This window comes from Rhizobium sp. ERR 1071 (assembly GCF_007828675.1).
GTDB lineage: Bacteria > Pseudomonadota > Alphaproteobacteria > Rhizobiales > Rhizobiaceae > Rhizobium > Rhizobium dioscoreae.
Genome location: NZ_VITM01000005.1, coordinates 76,609 through 98,721, shown reverse-complemented (window position 1 = coordinate 98,721; position 22,113 = coordinate 76,609). Strand labels below are relative to the sequence as shown.

Annotated in this window: 19 protein-coding genes; 12 read left to right on the top strand and 7 right to left on the bottom strand. The window is 60.6% G+C overall.

Translation table 11 applies throughout. The features are described 5' to 3' along the window. Together xdhB and xdhC are read left to right on the top strand one after the other, a co-directional pair. On the top strand, nt 1–2,355 hold the full coding sequence (gene xdhB / locus FBZ99_RS18775) for a xanthine dehydrogenase molybdopterin binding subunit (RefSeq protein WP_145634241.1): 2,355 nt from the start codon (nt 1–3) through the stop codon (nt 2,353–2,355). 4 nt (nt 2,356–2,359) lie between these two features. Beyond that, nucleotides 2,360–3,211, top strand: coding sequence for a xanthine dehydrogenase accessory protein XdhC (gene xdhC, locus FBZ99_RS18770; protein ID WP_145634239.1), 852 nt, complete (start codon nt 2,360–2,362; stop codon nt 3,209–3,211). Here the strand turns inward: xdhC and FBZ99_RS18765 are convergent. The 3 genes from FBZ99_RS18765 to FBZ99_RS18755 all read right to left on the bottom strand — a co-directional run bounded on the left by FBZ99_RS18765 (nt 3,201) and on the right by FBZ99_RS18755 (nt 4,916). Beyond that, the gene (locus FBZ99_RS18765; RefSeq protein ID WP_113353388.1) at nt 3,201–3,641 is read right to left on the bottom strand and encodes a PIN domain-containing protein; all 441 of its coding nucleotides are present in this window, start codon (nt 3,639–3,641) and stop codon (nt 3,201–3,203) included. The genes xdhC and FBZ99_RS18765 overlap by 11 nt on opposite strands. 2 nt (nt 3,642–3,643) lie before the next feature. Beyond that, a complete protein-coding gene (locus tag FBZ99_RS18760) occupies nt 3,644–3,895 on the bottom strand; it encodes a type II toxin-antitoxin system Phd/YefM family antitoxin (protein ID WP_113353389.1) in 252 nt (83 codons plus the stop codon). Between the two features lie 82 nt (nt 3,896–3,977). Continuing rightward, nucleotides 3,978–4,916 carry a LysR family transcriptional regulator gene (locus FBZ99_RS18755; RefSeq protein ID WP_113353390.1) on the bottom strand — a complete coding sequence of 313 codons (939 nt, stop codon included), beginning with the start codon at nt 4,914–4,916 and terminating at the stop codon, nt 3,978–3,980. Nucleotides 4,917–5,071: 155 nt separating this feature from the next. Between FBZ99_RS18755 and FBZ99_RS18750 the strand changes: the two genes are divergently transcribed. Both FBZ99_RS18750 and guaD read left to right on the top strand, forming a co-directional pair. Continuing rightward, the gene (locus FBZ99_RS18750) at nt 5,072–6,310 is read left to right on the top strand and encodes a urate hydroxylase PuuD (RefSeq protein ID WP_113353391.1); all 1,239 of its coding nucleotides are present in this window, start codon (nt 5,072–5,074) and stop codon (nt 6,308–6,310) included. After that, nucleotides 6,307–7,650: a guanine deaminase gene (gene guaD / locus FBZ99_RS18745; protein WP_145634236.1), complete on the top strand. Its 1,344-nt coding sequence runs from the start codon at nt 6,307–6,309 to the stop codon at nt 7,648–7,650. Before FBZ99_RS18750 ends, guaD begins: the two co-directional genes overlap by 4 nt. Before the next feature lie 60 nt (nt 7,651–7,710). Here guaD and bhcR read toward each other — a convergent pair whose 3' ends face one another. Beyond that, nucleotides 7,711–8,538, bottom strand: coding sequence for an HTH-type transcriptional regulator BhcR (gene bhcR / locus FBZ99_RS18740; protein WP_113331742.1), 828 nt, complete (start codon nt 8,536–8,538; stop codon nt 7,711–7,713). Nucleotides 8,539–8,732: 194 nt separating this feature from the next. Between bhcR and gcl the strand changes: the two genes are divergently transcribed. Genes gcl through FBZ99_RS18720 form a run of 4 tightly spaced genes read left to right on the top strand, consistent with a single transcriptional unit; the run spans nt 8,733 to nt 13,519 of the window. Next, on the top strand, nt 8,733–10,517 hold the full coding sequence (gene gcl, locus FBZ99_RS18735) for a glyoxylate carboligase (protein ID WP_145634234.1): 1,785 nt from the start codon (nt 8,733–8,735) through the stop codon (nt 10,515–10,517). Nucleotides 10,518–10,529: 12 nt separating this feature from the next. Further along, nucleotides 10,530–11,345, top strand: a complete 816-nt coding sequence (gene hyi / locus FBZ99_RS18730; RefSeq protein WP_145634231.1) for a hydroxypyruvate isomerase — start codon at nt 10,530–10,532, stop codon at nt 11,343–11,345. Nucleotides 11,346–11,350: 5 nt separating this feature from the next. Continuing rightward, a complete protein-coding gene (glxR, locus tag FBZ99_RS18725) occupies nt 11,351–12,235 on the top strand; it encodes a 2-hydroxy-3-oxopropionate reductase (protein ID WP_145321263.1) in 885 nt (294 codons plus the stop codon). Between the two features lie 15 nt (nt 12,236–12,250). After that, a complete protein-coding gene (locus FBZ99_RS18720; RefSeq protein WP_145634230.1) occupies nt 12,251–13,519 on the top strand; it encodes a glycerate kinase type-2 family protein in 1,269 nt (422 codons plus the stop codon). Between the two features lie 94 nt (nt 13,520–13,613). Here FBZ99_RS18720 and FBZ99_RS18715 read toward each other — a convergent pair whose 3' ends face one another. Continuing rightward, nucleotides 13,614–13,844, bottom strand: a complete 231-nt coding sequence (locus tag FBZ99_RS18715; RefSeq protein WP_145321261.1) for a hypothetical protein — start codon at nt 13,842–13,844, stop codon at nt 13,614–13,616. A 225-nt stretch (nt 13,845–14,069) separates the two neighbouring features. Between FBZ99_RS18715 and FBZ99_RS18710 the strand changes: the two genes are divergently transcribed. The 3 genes from FBZ99_RS18710 (at nt 14,070) to FBZ99_RS18700 (ending at nt 19,052) form a co-directional block, all read left to right on the top strand. Continuing rightward, a complete protein-coding gene (locus FBZ99_RS18710; protein WP_113353397.1) occupies nt 14,070–14,537 on the top strand; it encodes a molybdopterin-dependent oxidoreductase in 468 nt (155 codons plus the stop codon). A gap of 12 nt (nt 14,538–14,549) precedes the next feature. Next, on the top strand, nt 14,550–16,952 hold the full coding sequence (locus tag FBZ99_RS18705) for a putative bifunctional diguanylate cyclase/phosphodiesterase (protein WP_145634228.1): 2,403 nt from the start codon (nt 14,550–14,552) through the stop codon (nt 16,950–16,952). Nucleotides 16,953–17,423: 471 nt separating this feature from the next. Then, nucleotides 17,424–19,052 carry an MFS transporter gene (locus FBZ99_RS18700; RefSeq protein WP_113353399.1) on the top strand — a complete coding sequence of 543 codons (1,629 nt, stop codon included), beginning with the start codon at nt 17,424–17,426 and terminating at the stop codon, nt 19,050–19,052. Between the two features lie 3 nt (nt 19,053–19,055). Here the strand turns inward: FBZ99_RS18700 and FBZ99_RS18695 are convergent, their stop codons facing one another. After that, nucleotides 19,056–19,865 carry an AraC family transcriptional regulator gene (locus tag FBZ99_RS18695; protein WP_112721621.1) on the bottom strand — a complete coding sequence of 270 codons (810 nt, stop codon included), beginning with the start codon at nt 19,863–19,865 and terminating at the stop codon, nt 19,056–19,058. A 94-nt stretch (nt 19,866–19,959) separates the two neighbouring features. Here FBZ99_RS18695 and FBZ99_RS18690 point away from each other — a divergent pair, with 94 nt between their 5' ends. Beyond that, entirely contained in the window at nt 19,960–21,156 is a 1,197-nt protein-coding gene (locus FBZ99_RS18690) for an MFS transporter (protein WP_145634226.1), read from the top strand. A 56-nt stretch (nt 21,157–21,212) separates the two neighbouring features. Here the strand turns inward: FBZ99_RS18690 and FBZ99_RS18685 are convergent, their stop codons facing one another. Next, nucleotides 21,213–21,773, bottom strand: coding sequence for a DsbA family protein (locus tag FBZ99_RS18685; protein WP_113353401.1), 561 nt, complete (start codon nt 21,771–21,773; stop codon nt 21,213–21,215). Nucleotides 21,774–22,113 lie beyond the last annotated feature (340 nt).

Sequence of the window (22,113 nt, the reverse complement as noted above, 5' to 3'; positions counted from 1 at the left end):
ATGAACAAGCACACTCCCGATCTCAAACCCGAAACCATCATTGGCGGCGTCCATTCCAGCCCGCGCCATGATTCCGCCCACAAGCATGTCTCCGGTGCCGCCGTCTATATCGACGACATCACCGAACCCACGGGCACGCTTCACGTCGGCCTCGGCCTGTCCACCGTGGCGCACGGCATCCTGAAATCCGTCGATCTCTCAGCCGTGCGGGCCGCCCCCGGCGTCGTTGCCGTCCTCACCCATGAGGATGTGCCCGGCGTCAACGATATCTCGCCCTCCTATATGCATGATGACCCCGTGCTTGCCGCCGGCAAGGTCGAGTTTCATGGCCAGCCGATCTTTTGCGTGATCGCCGAAACGCGCGAGCAGGCGCGCCGCGCGGCAAGGCTGGCAAAGATCGAGTACGAGGAATTGCCTGCTGATATCGACATCTGGGATCTGGATGTTTCCTCTCATAAGCAGGTCGTCACGCCGCTAACGCTGAAGCGTGGCGATCCGGCGGACGCTCTTGCGAATGCTCCGCGGCGCGTGAAAGGCCGAATGCGGCTCGGCGGCCAGGATCATTTCTATCTCGAAGGCCAAGTCTCGCTCGCTGTTCCCGGTGAGGACGACGAGGTGGTTGTCTATTGCTCCACCCAAGGCCCGAGCGAGACGCAGCACATGGTCGCCCATGCGCTTGGCGTGCCGAGCAATGCTGTTACGATCGAGGTTCGGCGCATGGGTGGCGGCTTCGGCGGCAAGGAAACCCAGGCGAACCAATGCGCCGCGATCGCTGCCATCGCCGCCAAGAAGCTGAAGCGCGCCGTCAAGATCCGGCTCGACCGCGACGAAGACATGATCGCGACCGGTAAGCGGCATGATTTCGCCATCGACTACGAAGTGGGCTTTGACGACGAAGGCCGCATCCTTGCCGTCGACTATACCTTCGCGCTTCGCGCCGGCTTCTCAGCCGATCTGTCCGGTCCGGTCGGCGACCGTGCGCTGTTTCACTGCGACAATGCCTATTTCTTTCCGCATGTTCATGCGAAATCGGCGCCGCTCTATACCAATACCGTCTCCAACACGGCCTTTCGCGGCTTCGGCGGTCCGCAGGGAATGGTCGGCGCCGAACGGGTCATCGACGAGGTGGCCTTCGCCGTCGGCAAGGACCCGCTCGAAATTCGCAAACTGAATTTCTATGACGCGATGGGCGTCGATGGTGAGCGCAACCTTACCCCCTACCACCAGAAGGTCGAGGACTGCATCGTTCAGCGCATCGTCGCCGAACTGGAGGAAAGCGCTGACTATGCCGGACGCCGCAAGGCGATCGCCGAGTTCAATGCCAAGAGCCGCATCGTCAAGCGCGGCATCGCGCTGACTCCAGTGAAATTCGGCATCTCCTTCACCAAGACGGAGTCGAACCAGGCCGGCGCGCTGGTGCATGTCTATAGCGATGGCTCCGTGCACATGAACCATGGCGGCACCGAGATGGGACAAGGCTTGCACCTGAAGGTGGCGCAGGTCGTGGCGGAAGAATTCCAGATCGATCTCGACCGGGTGAAGATCACCGCGACGACCACGGCCAAGGTGCCGAACACCTCACCGACCGCGGCCTCCTCGGGTGCCGATCTCAACGGCATGGCGGCCCAGAACGCCGCACGCCAGATCAAGGAGCGACTGATCGCCTTTGCCGCGGAAAGCCATCAGGTATCGCCTGACCAGGTTCTCTTCCTGCCCAACCGGGTGCGCATCGGCGACATCGAAATGCCGTTCGACGATCTCGTCAAGAAGGCCTACATGGCCCGCGTCCAGCTTTCGGCCGCCGGCTTCTACAAGACGCCGAAAATCCATTGGGACCGCAAGGCGGGCCGCGGCCATGCCTTCTACTACTATGCCTATGGCGCGGCGTGCTCGGAAGTATCGATCGATACGCTGACCGGCGAATATGTCGTTGAACGCACCGATATCCTGCACGATACCGGCCGCTCACTGAATAAAGCCATCGATATCGGCCAGGTCGAAGGCGGCTTCATCCAGGGCATGGGCTGGCTGACGACGGAAGAGCTCTGGTGGGACGGCAAGGGGCGGCTTCGAACGCACGCGCCCTCGACTTACAAGATCCCGCTTGCATCCGACCGGCCAAAGATTTTCAATGTGGCCCTAACCGATTGGTCGGAGGCCCATGAGCCGACGATCCATCGGTCCAAGGCGGTCGGCGAGCCGCCGCTGCCGCTCGGCCTCTCCGTCTTGCATGCCCTTTCGGATGCCGTGGCGAGCGTCGCCGACCACAAGATCTGCCCGCGTCTCGACGCGCCGGCGACACCCGAACGGGTGCTGATGGCGATCGAGCGTCTCAAGGCGGCGAAGAAGGAGTAAGATCATGCCTGCCGCCCGTGAAGATATCCGGGATTTTCTCCGCCGCGAACCGGCATCGATTCTCGTCGAGGTGACGGGGGTCGCAGGCTCCGCGCCGCGCGACGCGGATGCCTGGATGCTGGTTTCGGAGCGGGCAATCTTTGCGACGATCGGCGGCGGAACACTGGAATATATGGCGATCGACCAGGCACGACGGGCATTGCGCTCCGGCCTTGCGGCGGAGCCGATGAACGTACCGCTCGGCCCGGAGATCGGCCAATGCTGCGGCGGTCGGGTGGGCCTCGCCTTCACCGCCCTCAGTCCAGTGCTTGCGAATGATCTCATAGCTCGGAGCGACCGCGAGATGGCCACACGCCCACATGTCTATGTTTTCGGCGCCGGTCATGTCGGCGATGCGCTTGCCATGGCGCTTTCGCTCGCGCCATTACGCGTGGTACTTGTCGATACGCGAGAGGAAGAGCTTGTCGCCAGCTCCGTGCCAGGCATTGAAACCTGTCTCACGGCCATGCCTGAGGCTGTCGTGCGCGATGCGCCGGCCGGCAGCAGCTTCGTCATTCTCACCCATGATCACGCGCTCGATTTCCTGATTGCCGCCGAGGCGCTCAAACGTAACGATGCAGCCTATGTCGGCATGATCGGCTCCAAGACGAAGCGCGCCACTTTCCGCAACTGGCTGTCGCGCGAAAGCGGGCACGATGAGCTTTTCGATCGCCTCGTCTGCCCAATCGGCGGAACGGCCGTGAAAGACAAGCGTCCCACGGTCATCGCCACGCTTGCCGCCGCCGAGATCATGACAGCGGCGCTGACTTGGACGGCCGCGGCACAGCTAGCCGCGACAAAACCTGTTATCGGATAACGGGCAACTGCTTGAAGGGATTGGCGACCGGCACGCCGAGCGGCGCGAAATGCCGCTCATTGGCCGTCAAAACCGTGAGGCCGCATGCAGCGGCGATGGCGGCGATGGCAATGTCCTCGAAGCCGGGGTCGTGAGCACGCGCCCGGTCAAGCATCAGGCCAGCATGCTGCGCCTCCTCAACTCCGAAGGGCAGGATACGGCCGGCATAGAAATGTTCCACCGCGGCGAGCCAGCGGCGCAGGTGCTCCGCTTTCGTCGTCGCCCCAATCCTAACCATGCGGGCGATGCCTGCCTCGATCTCGGCGATGGTGATGGCCGAAAGATAAAGCCGGTCACTATTGGCGCGCAGCCAGGCCGCGAATGCCTCAGCGCCGACTTGGCGCTTGATCGGCGCATCGGCCGATACGATATTGGTATCCAGAAGATACAAGATCAGAAGCCATTTTCACGCAATGAACGCGCGGGCTTTCGCGATCGCTCTGGAATATCGGCGGGCTCGCCGGGAAAGGCGAGAAGCAGATCGGGGAAATCAGGTACTTTGGAGACCCTTTGCCATTCCTCGAAGGAAACCAGCACCGCTTCCTTCCGGCCATGGCGGGTAATAACGGTCGGCTCACCGGCCACCGCTTGATCGACCACGGCCGAAAGCCTCGCCTTCGCATCCTTGAGCTGGATTTCCTTCATGCCGCCTCTCCATATGACCACCGATAGTCATATGTGATTTCACTGAATTGAGCCAAGTGGAGATCAATCTGTCGCGTTCGATTCACGAGGCTGCGGCCACTGGCTCGTCCTCGAGCAGCTTGCCGATCAGCCGCTGACAGCGCTCCGCCATGAAATCGATCATCAGGCGGACCTTCGGATCCTGGAAACGCTTGTGCGGATAGATGGCGGCGAGCTGAACCGGAGCTGGCGGACTTTCCTTCAGGATCTCCACCAATCGCCCTTCCCTCAGATAGGCTTTAACCTCGAACAGCGGTTTGTTGATGATGCCGCGGTCTTCCAGCGCCCATTGGGTCAGCACATCGCCATCATCGCTGTCATAAGGGCCTGCGACCTCGAACTTGCGAGTACCTTCCGCCGTCATCAGCGTCCAGTAATATTCCTTCGATCCCGGATAGCGCAGCAAGAGACAGTCATGCTTGTCGGCGATCAACGCATCCGCGCTCGCCGGCACGCCACGACTTGCAAGGTAGGCAGGTGATGCGCAAAGCACCCGCTCGCAATTGAGGATACCGCGCATGCGCAGGTTCGAATCCTCCAGCACGCCAAGCTTGAAGGCGACGTCGACGCCTTCGGCGAGGATGTCGACATTGTGGTCCGACAGGCGCAAGCGTACTTCGATATCCGGATATTTGTCATGAAATTCCGGAATGCCCGAGGCGATCAGCCTTCGGCCGATGCCGAGCGGCGCGGTGATCCTCAGCGATCCCTTCGGATTTCGCGAAAGATCGGCGATCGCCGCTTCCGCCTCATTGACCGCCTCGATGATCTTCACCGCTTTTTCGTAGAAAACGCGGCCATGTTCGGTCGGCGAGAGCTTACGCGTGGTGCGGTTGAAGAGGCGCACGCCAAGATGACGCTCGAGCTCCTTGATGCGGTTGCTCGCCACCGCAGGCGTGACGCGCTGGTCGCGGCCTGCTGCCGAGAGAGTACCGAGTTCGACCACGCGAACGAAGACGCGGACATTATCAAGATAGGACATGGCTCCTTCTACCACATTGGCGCGCGGAACAAACCAGGGTTCATCTTATAGATTTTTTTGAAAGTGTTGGTGGATTCACCGGGATTTTCGAGAAAATCACCCGATGGCAAACAGTCCCGTGAAGATCAGGCCCATGAAGGCCGGGAGGAGTTCCCATGTATGAATATGCCATCGCCTGGGACTGGCTGACATTCGCCGTCCGCTGGCTGCACGTCATCACCGCCATCGCCTGGATTGGCTCGTCATTCTATTTCGTGGCACTCGACCTCGGCCTCAAGAAACATCCGGCCCTGCCGCCTGGCGCCTATGGCGAGGAGTGGCAGGTGCATGGCGGCGGCTTTTACCATATCCAGAAGTATCTGGTGGCGCCGGCCAACATGCCGGACCACCTCGTCTGGTTCAAATGGGAAAGCTACGTCACCTGGCTGTCGGGCTTCGGCATGCTCTGTCTCGTCTATTATGCCGGCGCCGATCTCTACATGATCGACCCGGCCGTGCTTGACGTCTCCAAGCCGGTGGCGATCGCCATTTCGCTCTGCTCGATCGCCGGTGGCTGGCTCCTGTACGACCTGATCTGCAAGTCGCCCTTCGGCAACGATAATACCCGGCTGATGGTGGCGCTCTATTTCATTCTGGTAGCGGTGGCTTGGGGCTATACCCATCTCTTTACCGGCCGCGCCGCCTTCCTGCATCTCGGCGCCTTCACGGCGACGATCATGTCGGCCAATGTCTTCTTCATCATCATCCCGAACCAGAAGATCGTGGTTGCCGACCTGCTTGCCGGCCGTACGCCAGATGCGAAATACGGCAGGATCGCCAAGCAGCGGTCGACGCACAACAACTACCTGACGCTGCCGGTGCTGTTCCTGATGCTGTCGAACCACTATCCGCTGGCTTTCGGCACGCAGTTCAACTGGATCATCGCCTCACTCGTCTTCCTGATGGGCGTCACCATCCGCCACTGGTTCAATACCCGGCACGCCAATGCCGGCAACCCGACTTGGACCTGGCTGATCACCGTCATCCTGTTCATCATCATCATGTGGCTCTCCACGGTACCGAAAATGCTGACCGGCGAACCCACAACGAAGATCTCCGCCATCCAGCAGCCCTTCATCACGGCGCAGGATTTCCCAAAGGTCCGCGATACCGTGATGGGTCGCTGCTCCATGTGCCATGCGAAGGAGCCGAGCTGGGAGGGCATCGTGGCTCCGCCGAAGGGGGTGATGTTCGAGACCGATCGCGATATCGCCGCCCATGCGCGCGAGATCTACCTGCAGGCTGGCCGCAGCCACGCCATGCCGCCCGCCAATGCCTCTCACATAACCGACGAGGAGCGCCGCCTGCTCGTCTCCTGGTATGAAAGTGCCATCAATGGGGAGAAGACCCAATGAACGAAGTCCTAATCCGTGGTCGCGTGCTGACCTTCCTTGCCGAGCCGCAAAGCATAGATGACACCGCCTCCTATCGCTATATCGAGGACGGCGCCGTCTTCGTCCGCGACGGCAAGATCGTGGAAATCGGCACCTATGGCGACGTGAGAAAGCTGGCTGACGCCGGCATCAGGATCGCGGACCATCGCCCGAACCTCATCCTGCCGGGCTTCATCGACACGCACCTGCATTTCCCGCAGACGCAGGCGATCGCCTCCTATGGCGCGCAGCTGCTCGAATGGCTGAATACCTATATTTTCGTCGAGGAACAGAAGTTTGCACGCGCCGCCCATGCGGCCGAAGTGGCCGACCGCTTCATGGACGAACTCCTGTCGAACGGCACGACGACGGCGGTTGCCTATTGTTCGGTGCATCCGGAAAGCGTCGATGCCTATTTCGCGGCGGCGCAAGCGCGCGGCATGTGCATGATCGGCGGTAAGGTGATGATGGATCGCAACGCGCCGGAGGCGCTGCGCGATACGCCGCAGCGCGGCTATGACGAAACAAAGCGGCTGATTGCGAAGTGGCACGGCCGCGGACGCGTCCATTATGCCATCAGCCCTCGCTTTGCGATTACCTCGACGCCCGAGCAGATGGAAATGAGCAAGGCGCTCGTCGCCGAGCATCCGGACTGCTATGTCCAGACGCATCTCTCGGAAAATCGGGATGAGATCGCCTTTGCCACCTCTCTCTACCCCGAGGCCAAGGATTATACGGATATCTATGCTCGCTACGGTCTGCTCAACGACCGCATGCTGCTCGGCCATTGTATCCATATGAGCGAACGGGAAGTCGCGGTGCTTGCGGAGATCGGCGCGGTGGGTGTCTTCTGCCCGACCTCGAACCTCTTCCTCGGCTCGGGACTTTTCAACGCCGCACAGTTCGACAGGCTTGGCGCGCGCTGGTCGGTCGCAACCGATGTCGGCGCCGGGACCAGTTTCTCCATGCTGGAAACGATGGATGAAGCCTACAAGGTGTTGCATTTGCAGGGGCAGCGGCTGACGCCGTTCAACTCCTTCTATCGCATGACGCGCGGCAACGCCCTGGCGCTCGGTCTCGAAAAGCGGATCGGCTCGCTGCAGGCGGGCGCGGACGCCGATATCGTCGTGCTGGATTCCAGCGCCAAGTCGGCCATGGAATTCCGCATGCGCACGACAACCTCATTGGCGGAGGAGCTCTTTATCCTTCAGACCATGGGTGATGACCGTTGCGTTGCCGAAGTCTATGTCGCCGGCAAGGCGATGAAGACCAAGGGTAAGAAGACAGATACGACGCTACGCGAACAACTGCAGCTCGCCTGACCAAGTAAATGTGGCGGACCGGCAACGCCGTCGTCTCGGCAGAGACGGCGGCGAAGACGTTCAGGTCCGCTTCGAGCGTCCACCCATTGCCTTCGTCAATTCTTCCGCTGCGGCCCGCACGACAGGGCCGAGCGCAGCAACCCTTTCATCCGGCAACCGCACAGCCGGGCCTGAAATCGAAATTCCGGCGATAGCCTCGCCATATTCATCGAAGATCGGCGCCGCCACGCATCGCATGCCGAGCGTATGTTCCTCATCGTCGATCGACCAGCCGCGCGAGCGGATCTCGTCCATATCCGCGAGCAGCATAGGCAGAGTGTCGCGGGTTTTGTCGGTGAAATGCTGCAACGGACGCTCCTGGAGCAAAGTTTTTATCTCGCTGTCCGCCCAGGTGGAGAGGATTGCCTTGCCTATGCCCGATGCATGGATCGGCCCGCGGCGGCCAGGGCGGAAGAAGGCGCGCATCGGCGCGTGGCTTTCCGCTTGCGAGATGAAGACGACGTCACCGTCCTCCTCGATGGCGATATTGGCGGTCTCGCCGGATGCCTCCATCAACTGCTTGAGGAAGGGCCGGCTGATCGTGCCGAGCTTGCGGAAGCGCAAGTAGGCGGTTCCGATCTCGAAGGCTTTCACCCCGATCGTCCAGGCGCCGGTCTCATCGTCATGCGCCACCATGCCGTGCTGAGCAAGAGACGTCAGTAGCCGGTGGACGGTGGACGGCGCCATAGCCGACCGGTCAGCGAGATCGGTCAAAACCGCGCCGTCGGCTTGCGCCACCAACTCCAAGAGTTTCAGACTGCGATCGAGCACTTGGACGGATGAAGCCGCCGCGTTCCCTGCCGGTTTCCGGCCCGGCCTGCCCCTCGTCTTTTCCCGATTTTCCGCCATGACGCTCACTCTAGACCAAACGCATGCCGCACAATTTGGCGCGACCCGCTTGGGCTTCATGACATATCCGCTTCGCCGCGATTGTTCCAGATTCGTTGAAAATGTTTATTTCCATATGATGGGATTAATTTCCATTTTTTGATTGCGCTTGTTCACCCATGCGGTACCTTCGATCCAGAAACGGAGGAAATCTCATGGCGAAGATGCGCGCAGTCGATGCCGCAGTGCTGGTTCTGGAAAAGGAAGGCGTCAATTGCGCCTTCGGCGTTCCCGGCGCTGTGATCAACCCCTTCTATTCCGCAATGAAGGCACGTGGTTCTATCCGCCATGTACTTGCCCGCCATGTCGAGGGCGCAAGCCATATGGCCGAGGGCTACACCCGCGCTCGCGCCGGCAATATCGGTGTCTGCATCGGAACGTCCGGACCTGCCGGCACCGACATGATCACCGGCCTTTATTCGGCTTCCGCCGATTCCATCCCGATCCTCTGCATTACCGGCCAGGCGCCGCGCGCCCGTCTGGACAAGGAGGATTTCCAGGCCGTCGATATCGCCAAGATCGCAGCCCCCGTAACCAAGTGGGCCGTGACCGTCATGGAACCGGCGCTGGTTCCTTACGTCTTCCAGAAGGCATTCCACACGATGCGCTCGGGTCGCCCTGGCCCTGTGCTCATCGATCTGCCCGTTGACGTCCAGCTCGCCGAGATCGAGTTCGATATCGACACCTATGCGCCGCTTGCCCCCTACAAGCCCTCGGCGACGCGGGCACAGGCGGAAAAGGCGCTTGCCATGCTGAACGCGGCCGAGCGGCCGCTGATCGTCGCAGGCGGCGGCATCATCAATGCCGATGCTTCCGACCTGCTCGTCGAATTCGCCGAAATCACAGGCGTCCCGGTCATCCCGACGCTGATGGGCTGGGGGACGATCCCGGACGATCATCCCCTGATGGCCGGCATGTGCGGGCTGCAGACCTCGCATCGCTACGGCAATGCGACGCTGCTTGCCTCCGATTTCGTCTTCGGCATCGGCAATCGCTGGGCGAACCGCCATACAGGAAATGTTTCGACCTATACGGAAGGGCGAACCTTCGTTCATGTCGATATCGAGCCGACTCAGATCGGCCGTGTCTTTGCTCCTGATTTCGGCATCGTCTCGGACGCGGGTGCCGCCCTGAAGCTCCTCCTCGACGTCGCGACCGAATGGAAGACCGAAGGCAAGCTGCGCGACTGGTCGGCCTGGGCCGAGGAGTGCCGCGAGCGCAAGCGGACCATGCTACGCAAGACGCATTTCGACCAGACGCCGCTGAAGCCACAGCGTGTCTACGAGGAGATGAACAAGGCTTTCGATCGCGATACATGCTATGTCTCGACCATCGGGCTTAGCCAGATCGCCGGCGCGCAGTTCCTACACGTGTACAAGCCGCGCAACTGGATCAATTGCGGCCAGGCCGGCCCGCTCGGCTGGACGCTGCCGGCAGCACTTGGCGTGCGGGCGGCAGATCCCGACCGCCCGATCGTCGCACTGTCGGGCGACTACGACTTCCAGTTCCTCATCGAGGAGCTGGCCGTCGGCGCGCAGCACAAGCTCCCTTACCTGCATGTGGTCGTGAACAATTCCTATCTTGGCCTCATCCGCCAGGCCCAGCGCGGCTTCAACATGGATTTCGAGGTCAGCCTCGCCTTCGAGAACATCAATGCCGCTGATAATGCCGAACCCGGCTATGGCGTCGACCATGTCGCCGTTGCCGAAGGCCTCGGCTGCAAGGCGATCCGCGTGCGCAGCCCGAACGAGTTCCAGGAAGCGTTCACGACAGCAAAGCAGCTGATGGCGGAGCATCAGGTTCCTGTCGTTATCGAGTTCATTCTGGAGCGCGTCACCAACATCGCCATGGGCGCCGACATCAATGCCGTAGTCGAATTCGAGGAGCTTGCCGAGCGCGGCGAGGACGCACCGACGGCGATCCTCGCATTGCTAGACTAAAGGAGGAACACAATGCCGAAATTCGCGGCCAATCTCACCATGCTCTTCACCGAGGCACCGTTTCTGGATCGTTTCGCGCTGGCCGCCAAGGCGGGCTTCGAGGGCGTCGAATATCTCTTTCCTTACGATTTTGCCAAGGAAGCGCTGCGCGCCGAACTCGATCGTCATGGCTTGGCGCAGGTGCTGCACAATCTGCCCGCCGGCAACTGGGCCGGCGGCGAGCGGGGGATCGCGATCCTGCCCGATCGTATCGACGAGTTCCGCCGCGGCGTTGCTTCCGCTATCGACTACGCGACGACGCTCGGCTGCAGCCAGATCAATTGCCTCTCTGGCATTACACCAGCCGGTGTGCCCGATGAGGTGCTGCGGACTACCTTCATCGTCAACCTCAAATATGCGGCGGAAGAGCTCGGCAAGCACGGGATCCGGCTACTGGTTGAGCCGATCAACCGGTTCGACATTCCCGGCTTCTATCTCAACGCGCCGGACCAGGCAGCCTCGATCATCGCCGAGGTCGGCAGCGACAACCTGTTCATTCAGTACGACCTCTATCATCAGCAGCGCACCGAGGGCGAATTGATCGGCACCTTTAGGAAGCATCAGGCACGGATTGCCCATGTGCAGCTCGCCGACAATCCGGGTCGCAATGAGCCGGGCACCGGCGAGATCGCCTACCCCTTTGTCTTCGAAGCGCTTGATGCGCTCGGCTATGACGGCTGGATCGGCTGCGAATACAAGCCGCGCAGCACGACCGCGGCGGGGCTCGGCTGGTTTGCCGCAGCAGGCCGCCACGCCGAAAGCGCAGCCATTCTCAATATCAGGAGCTAAACAGCATGGCACATATCGGATTTATCGGCCTCGGCATCATGGGTACTCCCATGGCGCGTCATCTGCAAAATGCCGGCCACATCGTCGTCACATCAAAGTTTGCCATTCCGCCGCGCCAGGAGCTGCTCGACAACGGTCTGCAATTCGTCGAAACGCCGAAGGAGCTTGCCGAAACCGTCGACACAATCATCCTGATGCTGCCGGATACACCTGAAGTGAAGGACGTGCTCTTCGGCGAGAACGGCGTTGCCTACGGACTGTCCAAGGGAAAGCTCGTCATCGACATGAGCTCGATCTCGCCGATCGAGACCAAGGAATTCGCCAGAAAGATTCGCGAGACCGGCGCCGAATATATCGACGCGCCCGTCTCCGGCGGCGAAGTCGGCGCCAAGAACGCCTCGCTTTCCATCATGGCCGGCGGTTCCGAAGCCAGTTTCGAGCGGGCGCTGCCCCTCTTCCAACTGATGGGCAAGAACATCACCCTCGTTGGCGATTGCGGCGATGGCCAGGTTACCAAGGTCGCCAACCAGATCATCGTCGCATTGACGATCGAGGCCGTGTCCGAGGCGCTTGTCTTCGCCTCCAAGGCCGGCGCCGATCCGGCTCGCGTGCGCTCGGCCCTGATGGGCGGTTTTGCCTCCTCGCGCATCCTCGAAGTGCATGGCGAGCGCATGATCAAGCGCACTTTCGAACCCGGATTCCGCATCTCGCTGCATCAGAAGGATTTGAACCTCGCCCTGCAGGGTGCCAAGGCGCTCGGCGTCTCACTGCCGAACACCGCGGCGACGCAGGAGCTTTTCAACCAATGCGTCGCCAATGGCGATAGCGGGCTCGACCATTCCGGTCTCGTCAAGGCGCTGGAGCGCATGGCGAACCATCCCGTCGCGTAACGTGTGAGAAATCCGATGCCTGATATCGCCGATCCCCGCGCCTTTCTGGAAAAGCTGTTCTATGCGGCGGTCGCAGCCGCCGATCCGGATAAGGCACTGGTTCCCCATCTGCCTGAAAAGCCGAAGGGCCGGACGGTGGTGGTCGGTGCCGGCAAGGGGGCGGCGCAGATGGCGCGTGCCTTCGAGCGTCTTTGGGACGCACCGCTCTCCGGTGTCGTCGTCACGCGTTATGGCTATGCCGTGCCGTGTGAGCGCATCGAGGTTCTCGAGGCCGCGCATCCCGTGCCGGACGAAAGCGGTCTGCATGCATCAGATCGGTTGATGGCAGCGGTAAATGGTCTTACGGAAGACGATCTGGTCGTCGCCCTGATCTGCGGAGGCGGCTCGGCACTGTTGCCCGCGCCGGCAGGCGATCTCACGCTTGCCGACGAGATCGCCGTCAATCGGGCCCTGCTTGCCTCCGGCGCACCGATCGGCGCCATGAATGCCGTTCGCAAGCAGGTCTCGCGCATCAAGGGAGGGAGGCTGGCGGCCCTTGCCCATCCGGCAAGGGTCATCTCCCTCGTCGTTTCCGATATCCCAGGCGACAACCCAGCCCTGGTCGCCTCCGGCCCGACCATCGCCGACGAGACGATCCGCGCAGATGCACTTGCGATCATAGAACATTACGGTTTCGACTTGCCCGACGCGGTGATGCGTCATCTCGCAGATAATAGCGATGAACCGCCCCTACCCTCCGACCCTCGTTTCGCTCGCAACGAGGTGAAGCTCGTTGCTTCGGCGGCCATCGCGCTGGATGCGGCCGCCGATGTCGCCCGCAAGGCCGGCGTCGAGACCATCGTGTTGTCCGATGCTATCGAGGGCGAGGCATCGGAGGTCGGTCGCCAACATGCGGCGATCGTCGCCAAGATCCTGCAGCGAGGTATGGCGTCGCAAGACCCCATGCTTCTTCTGTCTGGCGGGGAAACCACAGTAACGATCAAGGGCAAGGGCAAAGGTGGCCGCAACAGCGAGTTCCTCCTGTCCTTCGCCTGCGCCATTTCCGGCCAGAAGGGCATCTCAGCGCTCGCCGCCGACACGGACGGCATCGACGGCTCGGAGGACAATGCCGGCGCCTTCGCCGATGGCACCACCGTTGCCCGGCTTGCCGATCGAAAGAGGGATGCGGCCGACTTCCTTCAGCGCAACGACAGCTGGTCGGCCTTCGCCGCTATCGACGACCTCTTTGTGAGCGGCCCGACTGGCACGAACGTCAACGACTTCCGCGCGATCCTGCTGCAATAGATCATCGCCGCCCGCCAATCGAGCGACTCGGAGTTATGCAGCCGGTGGCGTGACGCATTCTGTATTGAGCGGCGCAGTTGGAAAGCGTATGAGTTCAACAAAAAGCTGAACTATTTTTCTTGCTGGCAACGCCAACCGTTGCGGGCAAGCCGGGGACCGTATCTATCATGAATTTGTTGCACTTGCTCACTATCGAGGAGTAGCAAGGAGAAGTGCTGTCGCGCCAGTCACTTTTTGGTGTGGTCACCGCACGTCTTGGGGATGATTGATGGGGAGATGAAATCGCAACGTCCTTAAAGCCGCCGAAGCTGCCGAGAAAATCCATATCGGCATCCGTCGACTTCATAGCAAAAGTGCAGATCAGTAGCACGTAACCCGGATCTTACCGAGCTGAAAATAGATCAGCGAGTTCGGACAAATGCTACGCTAAATCTTGAGCTGTTAAGTTTGTTTCCATCGCCCTGTGGAACTTAACCGATCTTTAACAGCCAGTTGTGCAGGCTGGAGATAGAACGGGCAAGGCCCATACCCCGAAAGCATCGGACCCTCAATGCGTCTTCTCGCCTCAGTTATTTTTGCAGTCCTTGCTTTGTTCGTCGCGCCCGCCCTGGCGCAGGACGTGCCGTCGGTGACGATTACCGGTTCCTCGGGCTCGGTGACCTTCGATCGCAATCAGCTTGAGGCGATGGGCCTCGTGTCGATCAAGACTTCGACGCCCTGGAACGAAGGTGTCGTCAACTTCGAAGGCGTGCCAATGGCGCTGTTGCTTGAAAAGGCCAAGGCCCAAGGTGCGACGGCCACCGTCATCGCCCTCAATGATTATAGCGTCGATATCCCGACCAGCGATTTTACCAAGTTCGGCACGATCCTTGCCGTCAAGCGCAATGGCGCATATATGCCTATCGACGATCAGGGCCCGTTCTTTGTTATGTATCCATTCGACAGCAACCCCATCCTGCAGGGACAGCCCTATCACGGTCGTGCCGTCTGGCAGGTCAAGGCAATCTCCGTGAAATAGCCCCGGGGCCGCATGCGCTATCTCCGCACAGCGCTGATCATTGTGATCCTGGGTTTCATCACCTCGGCGATCTATATTTCCGCCTTGGTTTTCCAGCGCCAGACCGCCCTGCAAGATGTCGGCCTGGGCAACATCACCTGGACGATAGCCCAAGCTCCGAGTGAGTTCACCAGGCTCGAACAGCGCGTCAGTGCCATGGGCATGAACGATGGCCAGGTCGATGCACACGAAGTCAGGCTGCGCTTCGATATCGTCGTCAATCGCCTTAAGACCCTGCGATCCAACGGGGTCGAGAAGTTCGTACAATCCAACCCTCATATCGGCGAGACCCTCGACGACCTCGAAGAGGCGCTCAACCAGACCCGCCCACTGCTTAGCCAGCTTTCTGTGCCTGGCACACCGGCGCGGATCCTTGCGATCCTGGAGCCGATCTATCCGAAGCTGGCGCGGCTCTCCAGCGACAGCAACATGTGGTATTCGGCGCGCATTGCCGAAGACCGGCGTGGCCTCCTCGCGCTGCAACTGGCCCTGACATGGGTGACCGTCGGCATGCTCATCGGCGGTTGTCTGCTGATTCTGCTGCTGCTCATTCACAATGGTCTTCTGGGCCGGGCGCAGAAGATCCTGCAGGCCAAGGAGCAGACCCTGGCAATCCAGAATGCACGGTTCGATGCGGCAATGGAAGCCATGTCGCTCGGTCTCTGTCTGCTTGACGACCAATATCGCGTCATCGTGCACAATCCCCGGTTCCTGGCCCTGTTCGGTCTGGACGAAGTCCGGGCGAAGATCGGCACCCCCTTGGCTGACCTCATCGCGCCCGAATTACTGCCTCCTGGACTATCCACCAGCGGGCCGCCCGGCGTTGCTGGCGATAAGGCGCGTGTCCGGAATGACATCGCGGTGCTCAGCGACCATATCCATCATCTCGCGAATGGCATGGTGCTGGCCGTATCGCACGAGCCGACGGCTGAAGGCGGTTGGGTCTGCACTTTCGAGGATGTCAGCGAGCGTCATCGCGCGCAGGATCGTGTGGTGCACATGGCCCATCACGACGCACTCACTGATATGCCCAATCGGCTGCTGTTCTGGGAAAGCGTCAGCCACGCACTGCGTGCATTGGCGGCCGGCGGCCAGTTATTCACCATACTCTATCTCGATCTCGACCGCTTCAAGGAAGTCAACGACACGCTGGGCCACCCGGTGGGCGACGTGTTGCTGCGCAAGGTCGCCAGGCGGCTGCGCAACACCGCGTCACAACATGACATCGTGGCGAGATTGGGCGGTGACGAATTCGCCGTGCTGCATCGGTGCCTGGACTCCACCCTCGACAGCGCCCGCGATCTGTCGGAACGCCTCATTGCCAGCATCAGCCGGCCTTATCGTGTCGATGGCAACGAGATCGTTGTCAGCACCTGCATCGGCATCGCGGTCGCACCGCGCGCTGGCGGTGATACCGGTCAACTGATGAAGAACGCCGACCTGGCGCTATACCAGGCCAAGGCCGATGGTAAGGGAGTCTACCGTATCTTCTCCCCGCAGATGGAGGAGGATCTCCAGAACCGGCGCAATCTGGAGGCGGATATGCGTCATGGCATCAAGCTTGGGCAATTCGAGATTCATTATCAGCCGCAGATTTCGCATAAGACCCGCAAGATCGTCGCCAGCGAAGCACTGGTGCGCTGGCGCCATCCCGAGCGCGGGCTGATCCCGCCGGCCGAATTCATCCCGCTGGCGGAGGAAACCGGCTTCATCGATACGCTCGGCAAATGGGTGCTGCAACGGGCATGCGAGGATGCCCTGAACTGGCCCGAGGACGTGCGCGTTTCGGTCAACCTCTCTCCGGTTCAGTTCCGTCAGACGGATTTGGTCGATATGGTCAAGAGTGTGCTGGAATTCACGGAATTCGATGCACGGCGGCTGGAGCTGGAAATCACCGAGTCGGTGCTCTTGCGGGACAATGCGGCGAACATCGAGGTACTGAACCGGCTGCGTTCGCTCGGCTTGACCATCGCGCTTGATGATTTCGGCACCGGCTATTCTTCGCTGAACTATCTGCAGCGCTTCCCCTTCGATAAATTGAAAATCGATCGCAGTTTCGTGCGCGATCTGGAAAACCGGCCCGACAGCTTTGCCATCGTCCAGTCCATCGCTACGCTCGGTCGTAATCTCAAGATGCTGACCACCGCGGAGGGCGTCGAGACGCAGACCCAACTCGACATGGTCATCAAGGCCGGTTGCTCGGAGAGTCAGGGTTATTACTTCAGCCCGCCTGTCCCGGAAGCCGAATTCCGCGCCATGGTCGACCGGAAGAACAGCAATACCGGCGGAACCTCAAATGGTCGAAGCCCCAAATCTGGCAGAGACAAAAGTCCTGAGAAGACCGCAGACGCTGATTCCACGGACGGGCAGTATTAGCCCATACCCGACTGCACGGCACTGACCTAATGAGTGGATGACAAGTTCTCGGGGAAAGCGACCTGCCGTTCAAAGCTGATGCCAATATTGAGGGGTGCGTCCGACGACAAAGGATGGGGGCAGTCGTCGGACGCTGCACTGTCCGGCCCGAGGGTGGCATTCAGGCCGGCAATTAGAATATTAGCATCTACCGCAAATTTAGGTGAGCTACCCAATTGGATTGGAAGGCGGATAGGATGACCCCGATCGAATTGTCACGTTGCTCGAGTGAAAACCGTTCTTCGCAGCTTTGCCGTCCGAGACTTCATTCATGCGATTGCTGAATTCCGCCTTTATTGGCGAGAATATTATTCCAAAATCGTTTCGGAAATTAGCAAATCACTATAGGCTCGATTTCGACTCGGCTGCGCCTACGCTTTGAGCGAGCTCACTGCGCCGCCGGGCAAGATAATCCTGCGAAGAAAAGCCGACATGCCCAATAGACCCTCTCCGCTCGTCGCGTTCCAGTCGAAGACTTTCCGCTCTCTCTGGTCAGCAACGCTCATCTCCAATCTCGGCGGATTGGTCGAAGGCGTCGGTGCCGCGTGGCTGATGACCAGCCTCGCGACATCACATGGCATGGTGGCGCTCGTTCAGTCCTCCACCACCCTGCCCGTCATGATCTTCTCGCTTGCGGCCGGAGCGCTGGCTGACAATTACGACCGCAGGCGGATCATGCTAATTGCGCAGACGCTGATGCTCTCGGTCTCGGCGACGCTGGCGATCCTGTCCTACAGCAATGCATTGACCCCATGGCTTTTGCTCTGCTTCACCTTCCTGATCGGCTGCGGCGGCGCGCTCCACAATCCGTCATGGCAGGCCTCGATGGGCGATGTCGTGCCACGCGAGCACCTTCCGGGTGCGGTCGCGCTGAACAGCATGAGCTACAACCTCATGCGCAGTATCGGGCCGGCGATCGGCGGCGTCATCGTCGCGGCCGCCGGTGCGGCCTTCGCGTTCCTCTTCAATGTCTTCTGTTACTTCGCGCTCATCATCACCCTGTGGCGGTGGAAGACCGCGCCCGCTCGCAATACGCTGCCACGCGAGCCGTTCGGCAGTGCGATGTCGGCGGGCTTTCGCTATGTGCTGATGTCGCCGAACCTTCTCAAGGTCATGTGCCGCAGTTTCGTCTTCGGCTTGACGGCGATCGTCATCCTGGCGCTCCTGCCCCTCGTGGCGCGCGACCATGTCCACGGCACGGCGATCACCTACGGCATCATGCTCGGCTTCTTCGGCTTTGGCGCCATCTGCGGCGCGATGCTGATCGGCCGCATCCGCGATATCCTGAGCAATGAATGGGTGATCCGCAGCGCCTTCTTCACATTGGCGGTGAGCTGTTTCCTGCTTGCGCTAAGCAATCAGGTATGGCTGAGCTGCCTTATTCTCATGCCGGCCGGCGTCGCCTGGGTGCAGGCCTTCTCGCTCTTCAATGTCACGGTTCAGCTTTCCACGCCACGCTGGGTGGTCGGCCGCGCTCTGTCGCTCTATCAGACCGCGACCTTTGGCGGTATGGCGGTCGGAAGCTGGCTGTGGGGTGCACTGGCCGACGCCCACGGCGTCACGGGCGCGCTTTTCATCGCAAGCGTCGGCCTGGCAATAGGCGGGCTGCTTGGCCTGCTGCTGCGCCAGCCGGATTTCGAATCGCTTAATCTCGATCCGACGAACACCTTCAGCGAACCACAATTGCAGCTCGACCTGCGTTCCAGAAGCGGCCCCATCCTGGTCATGGTGGACTACGACATCGATCAGGAGGATGTGGCGGAATTTCTAGCCGTCATGGCCCAGCGTCGCCGGATGAGAATCCGCGACGGGGCAAAGCAATGGTCGCTGTTGCGCGATCTGGAAAAGCCGAACACCTGGACGGAAAGCTACCATCTGCCGACCTGGATCGATTATGTTCGCCACAGCCAGCGCCAGACGCATGCCGATGTCGAGGTCGCCGAACGCCTGGACAGATTGCATCGCGGCGACCGCCCGCCCGTCATCCACCACATGATTGAACGGCAGACGGTGCCTAGGCACGACGACATGCCATTGAAGCCCTATCTCGACGCGACATGATGGTCATGGCTGGGGACTCGCAACGGCGGAGCCGCTTCCAGCGTGCTGGCGCGCCATTTCGCGTGGCGAACAACCGAAGGCGCGCTTGAACATGGTCGTAAAGGCGGCCGGGTTCTTATAGCCAAGGTCAATCGCGATCGTCGTCACCGGCACGCCGGCGACAAGCCGCGGAAGCGCGGCATGCAGACAGGCCTGCTCGCGCCATTTGACGAAGCTCAGCCCCGTCTCCAGGCGAAACATGCGGGTAAACGCGCGGCGGCTCATGCGCATGTGGCTGGCCCATAGATCGATCGTATCATGCGTTGCCGGCCGCCTGAGGAAATCCTGGCATTTCTGAGCCAGCGTCCTGTTGCGCGGGATCGGCAGGGATAAGGGCAACGGCCTCAACCTTGCCAGTTCGTGCAGAAGCAATGCCATCAGGGCGCCGGCCCGATCATTGACGTCGTAATCGACCGGAATATCGACGGCTTCGGCGATGAGCGTGCGCAGCAGGGGCGAGATTTCGACCACCTGACAGTGATCCGGCATCGTCTTGATCGCTTCCGGCTCAATGTAGAGACTGCGCATGCTGACCTTTCCGAGCATGCGAACGCTATGGATCACGCCCGGAGGGATCCACATCCCGCGCTCCGGCGGCATGACGAGCGTGCCGTCAGGCGTGGTCACCACCACGACGCCGGAAAAACCGTAGAGCAGTTGGGCGCGGCGATGCTGGTGCGGTTCGACGCGGTGGCCGTCGCCATACTCATTGCCGAGGGCGATGAGTGGCCGGTCGACATCGATGAATGGGTCTATGCGGCTGTTCCTGACCATTCTGGCCCAGTCTCGTAAGAATTACGCCCTGTCGCGGTAGCGGGCAATTTTGTTTTCTAATATCAGCGCGACGACACATTGAAAAGTGACGATCATGAGCCAGGTGATGAATCCGCCCCGCGCGGCTACGACGATATATCCGGTTATTATGGTGGCGAGCCTTGGCCACTTCATCAACGACGTCACCCAGGCATTGCTGCCGGCAAGCTATCCGGTGCTCAAGACTGGCTTTGACCTGAGCTTCGCCCAGCTCGGCGTGCTGACATTCGTCTACCAGATCACGGCCTCGATCCTGCAACCCTTCGTCGGCTGGTACACGGATGGACGGCCCCAGCCCTATTCATTGCCATTCGGCATGATCTGCAGCTGCGCCGGCATGATCACGCTCGGCATGGCGCCCAATTACCCAGCGCTACTCATGGGCGCGATACTGCTCGGTTTCGGCTCCTCGATCTTCCATCCGGAAGCCTCCCGCCTCGCCCGCCTGGCATCAGGGGGAAAGCATGGCTTCGCCCAGTCCCTGTTCCAGGTCGGCGGCAATTTCGGCACCTCACTCGGGCCGCTGCTCGCAGCCTTCTTCATCCTTCCGCGTGGCCAGCATGGAATGGCGGCGCTTGCGAGCCTGGCTTTTGCCGGCATTCTTATTCTCGCTGGCCTCGGCCGCTGGTATCAGCTGAATGGCAGCCATCTGCGCGCGCCGGCGAAATCTGGCAAGCCCCATAAGGCGCTGAGCCTGTCGCGCACCCGCGTCGGTCTTGCCATTGCCGTCCTGATCGCGCTGATCTTCTCGAAGTATTTCTATCTGGCGAGTTTCACCAGCTACTACAATTTCTATCTCATGGCACGGTTCGGCGTGACGGAACGGACGGCTCAGCTCTGCCAGTTCGTGTTCTTCGCCGCGGTCGCCGTCGGCACGATGGTCGGCGGCCCCGTGGGCGACCGCATCGGCCGCAAGAAGGTCATATGGGGTTCGATCCTCGGCATCCTGCCCTTCACCGTCGTTCTGCCCCATGCCAATCTCGAAACGACGATCATTCTCAGCGCAATCATCGGCACGGTCATTGCGTCGGCCTTTTCCGCGATCGTCGTCTACGCGCAGGAATTGCTACCGGGTCGTGTCGGCATGGTGTCCGGCCTGTTCTTCGGCTTCGCCTTCGGCATGGGCGGCATCGGCGCTGCCGCGCTTGGCGTGCTTGCCGACCACACCAGCATCGAGTTCGTATTCGAGCTTTGCGCCTTCCTGCCGCTGATCGGACTTTTGACGATCCTGCTGCCGAACGTCGAAGACTAAGGGCCCTCTGGAGCGAGGGCCCATGGAGGAAACATCGGCGCCTTGTCCTCTGGCTTTCACGAGGCGGAGATTCTCTTCACCCAGGCTTCGACGTCATCGCCGCTGCTCATGTCGGTCTGCACCAGTCCGTCGATCATGAAGGTCGGGGAAACGTGAATGCCGTTCTGCCGGGCATATTTGCAGTGCCACTTGATCTCCCGATCAAGATCCGGGATGGCGAAAGCCTCCTTCAACTTGATACCGCTGTAGCGCTCCAGCCGCTCGATCAGTTCATTCGGCGTCACATCCATATTCGGCCCGCCCGCGTGATGGGCGAATTCAAACTCCTCGCGGTGCGCCCCGATCGCGGCCATCACCTTCCTTGCGGTTTCCCTGCCGCCGCCAAGTGTCGACGCGGCGAGGATGCAGCGCACCAGAACACCCGAATACATATGCCAGGGCTGCGATTGCAGGCGGATCCTGATGGTGATCCTGTCCTCGCCCGCCTGCTCCAGCAAGGCATCGAGCTTGTTGAAGGCCCTGACCGAGAATGGGCAGGTCGGTTCCAGGAAAACCTCGAATATACGAGGTCCGTGACCCCAACTTAGCGGCTCTGCATGCCAGGCGGCATTGGTCATATTGATATCCTTCTTCGGTCTGGAAAATCCATATGGATGCGGAAGCTAAATCATGACGCGCAAAAATGCGCAGCGTTTTTGTGACACCGACACGCGCGAGATCAGAAGTCTTAAGGGCGAGAAACGAATCTGAGAGATCGCGATGCGCTCCCGACGGACTCGTCCGTACCGGTCAAGGTTGCGGTACAAAAAGGTCACACACAGACGGGTTTACTCTAGCATCACCATGAATTCGTCGAATGGCCTACAACCGGGTATTGAGTCATTGGGTAGAGTGTCTATTTCTTCGCGCCGCAGCTGTGGGCGCAAAGTGGGACTTCCGGAATTTTGCGAGGCCTCT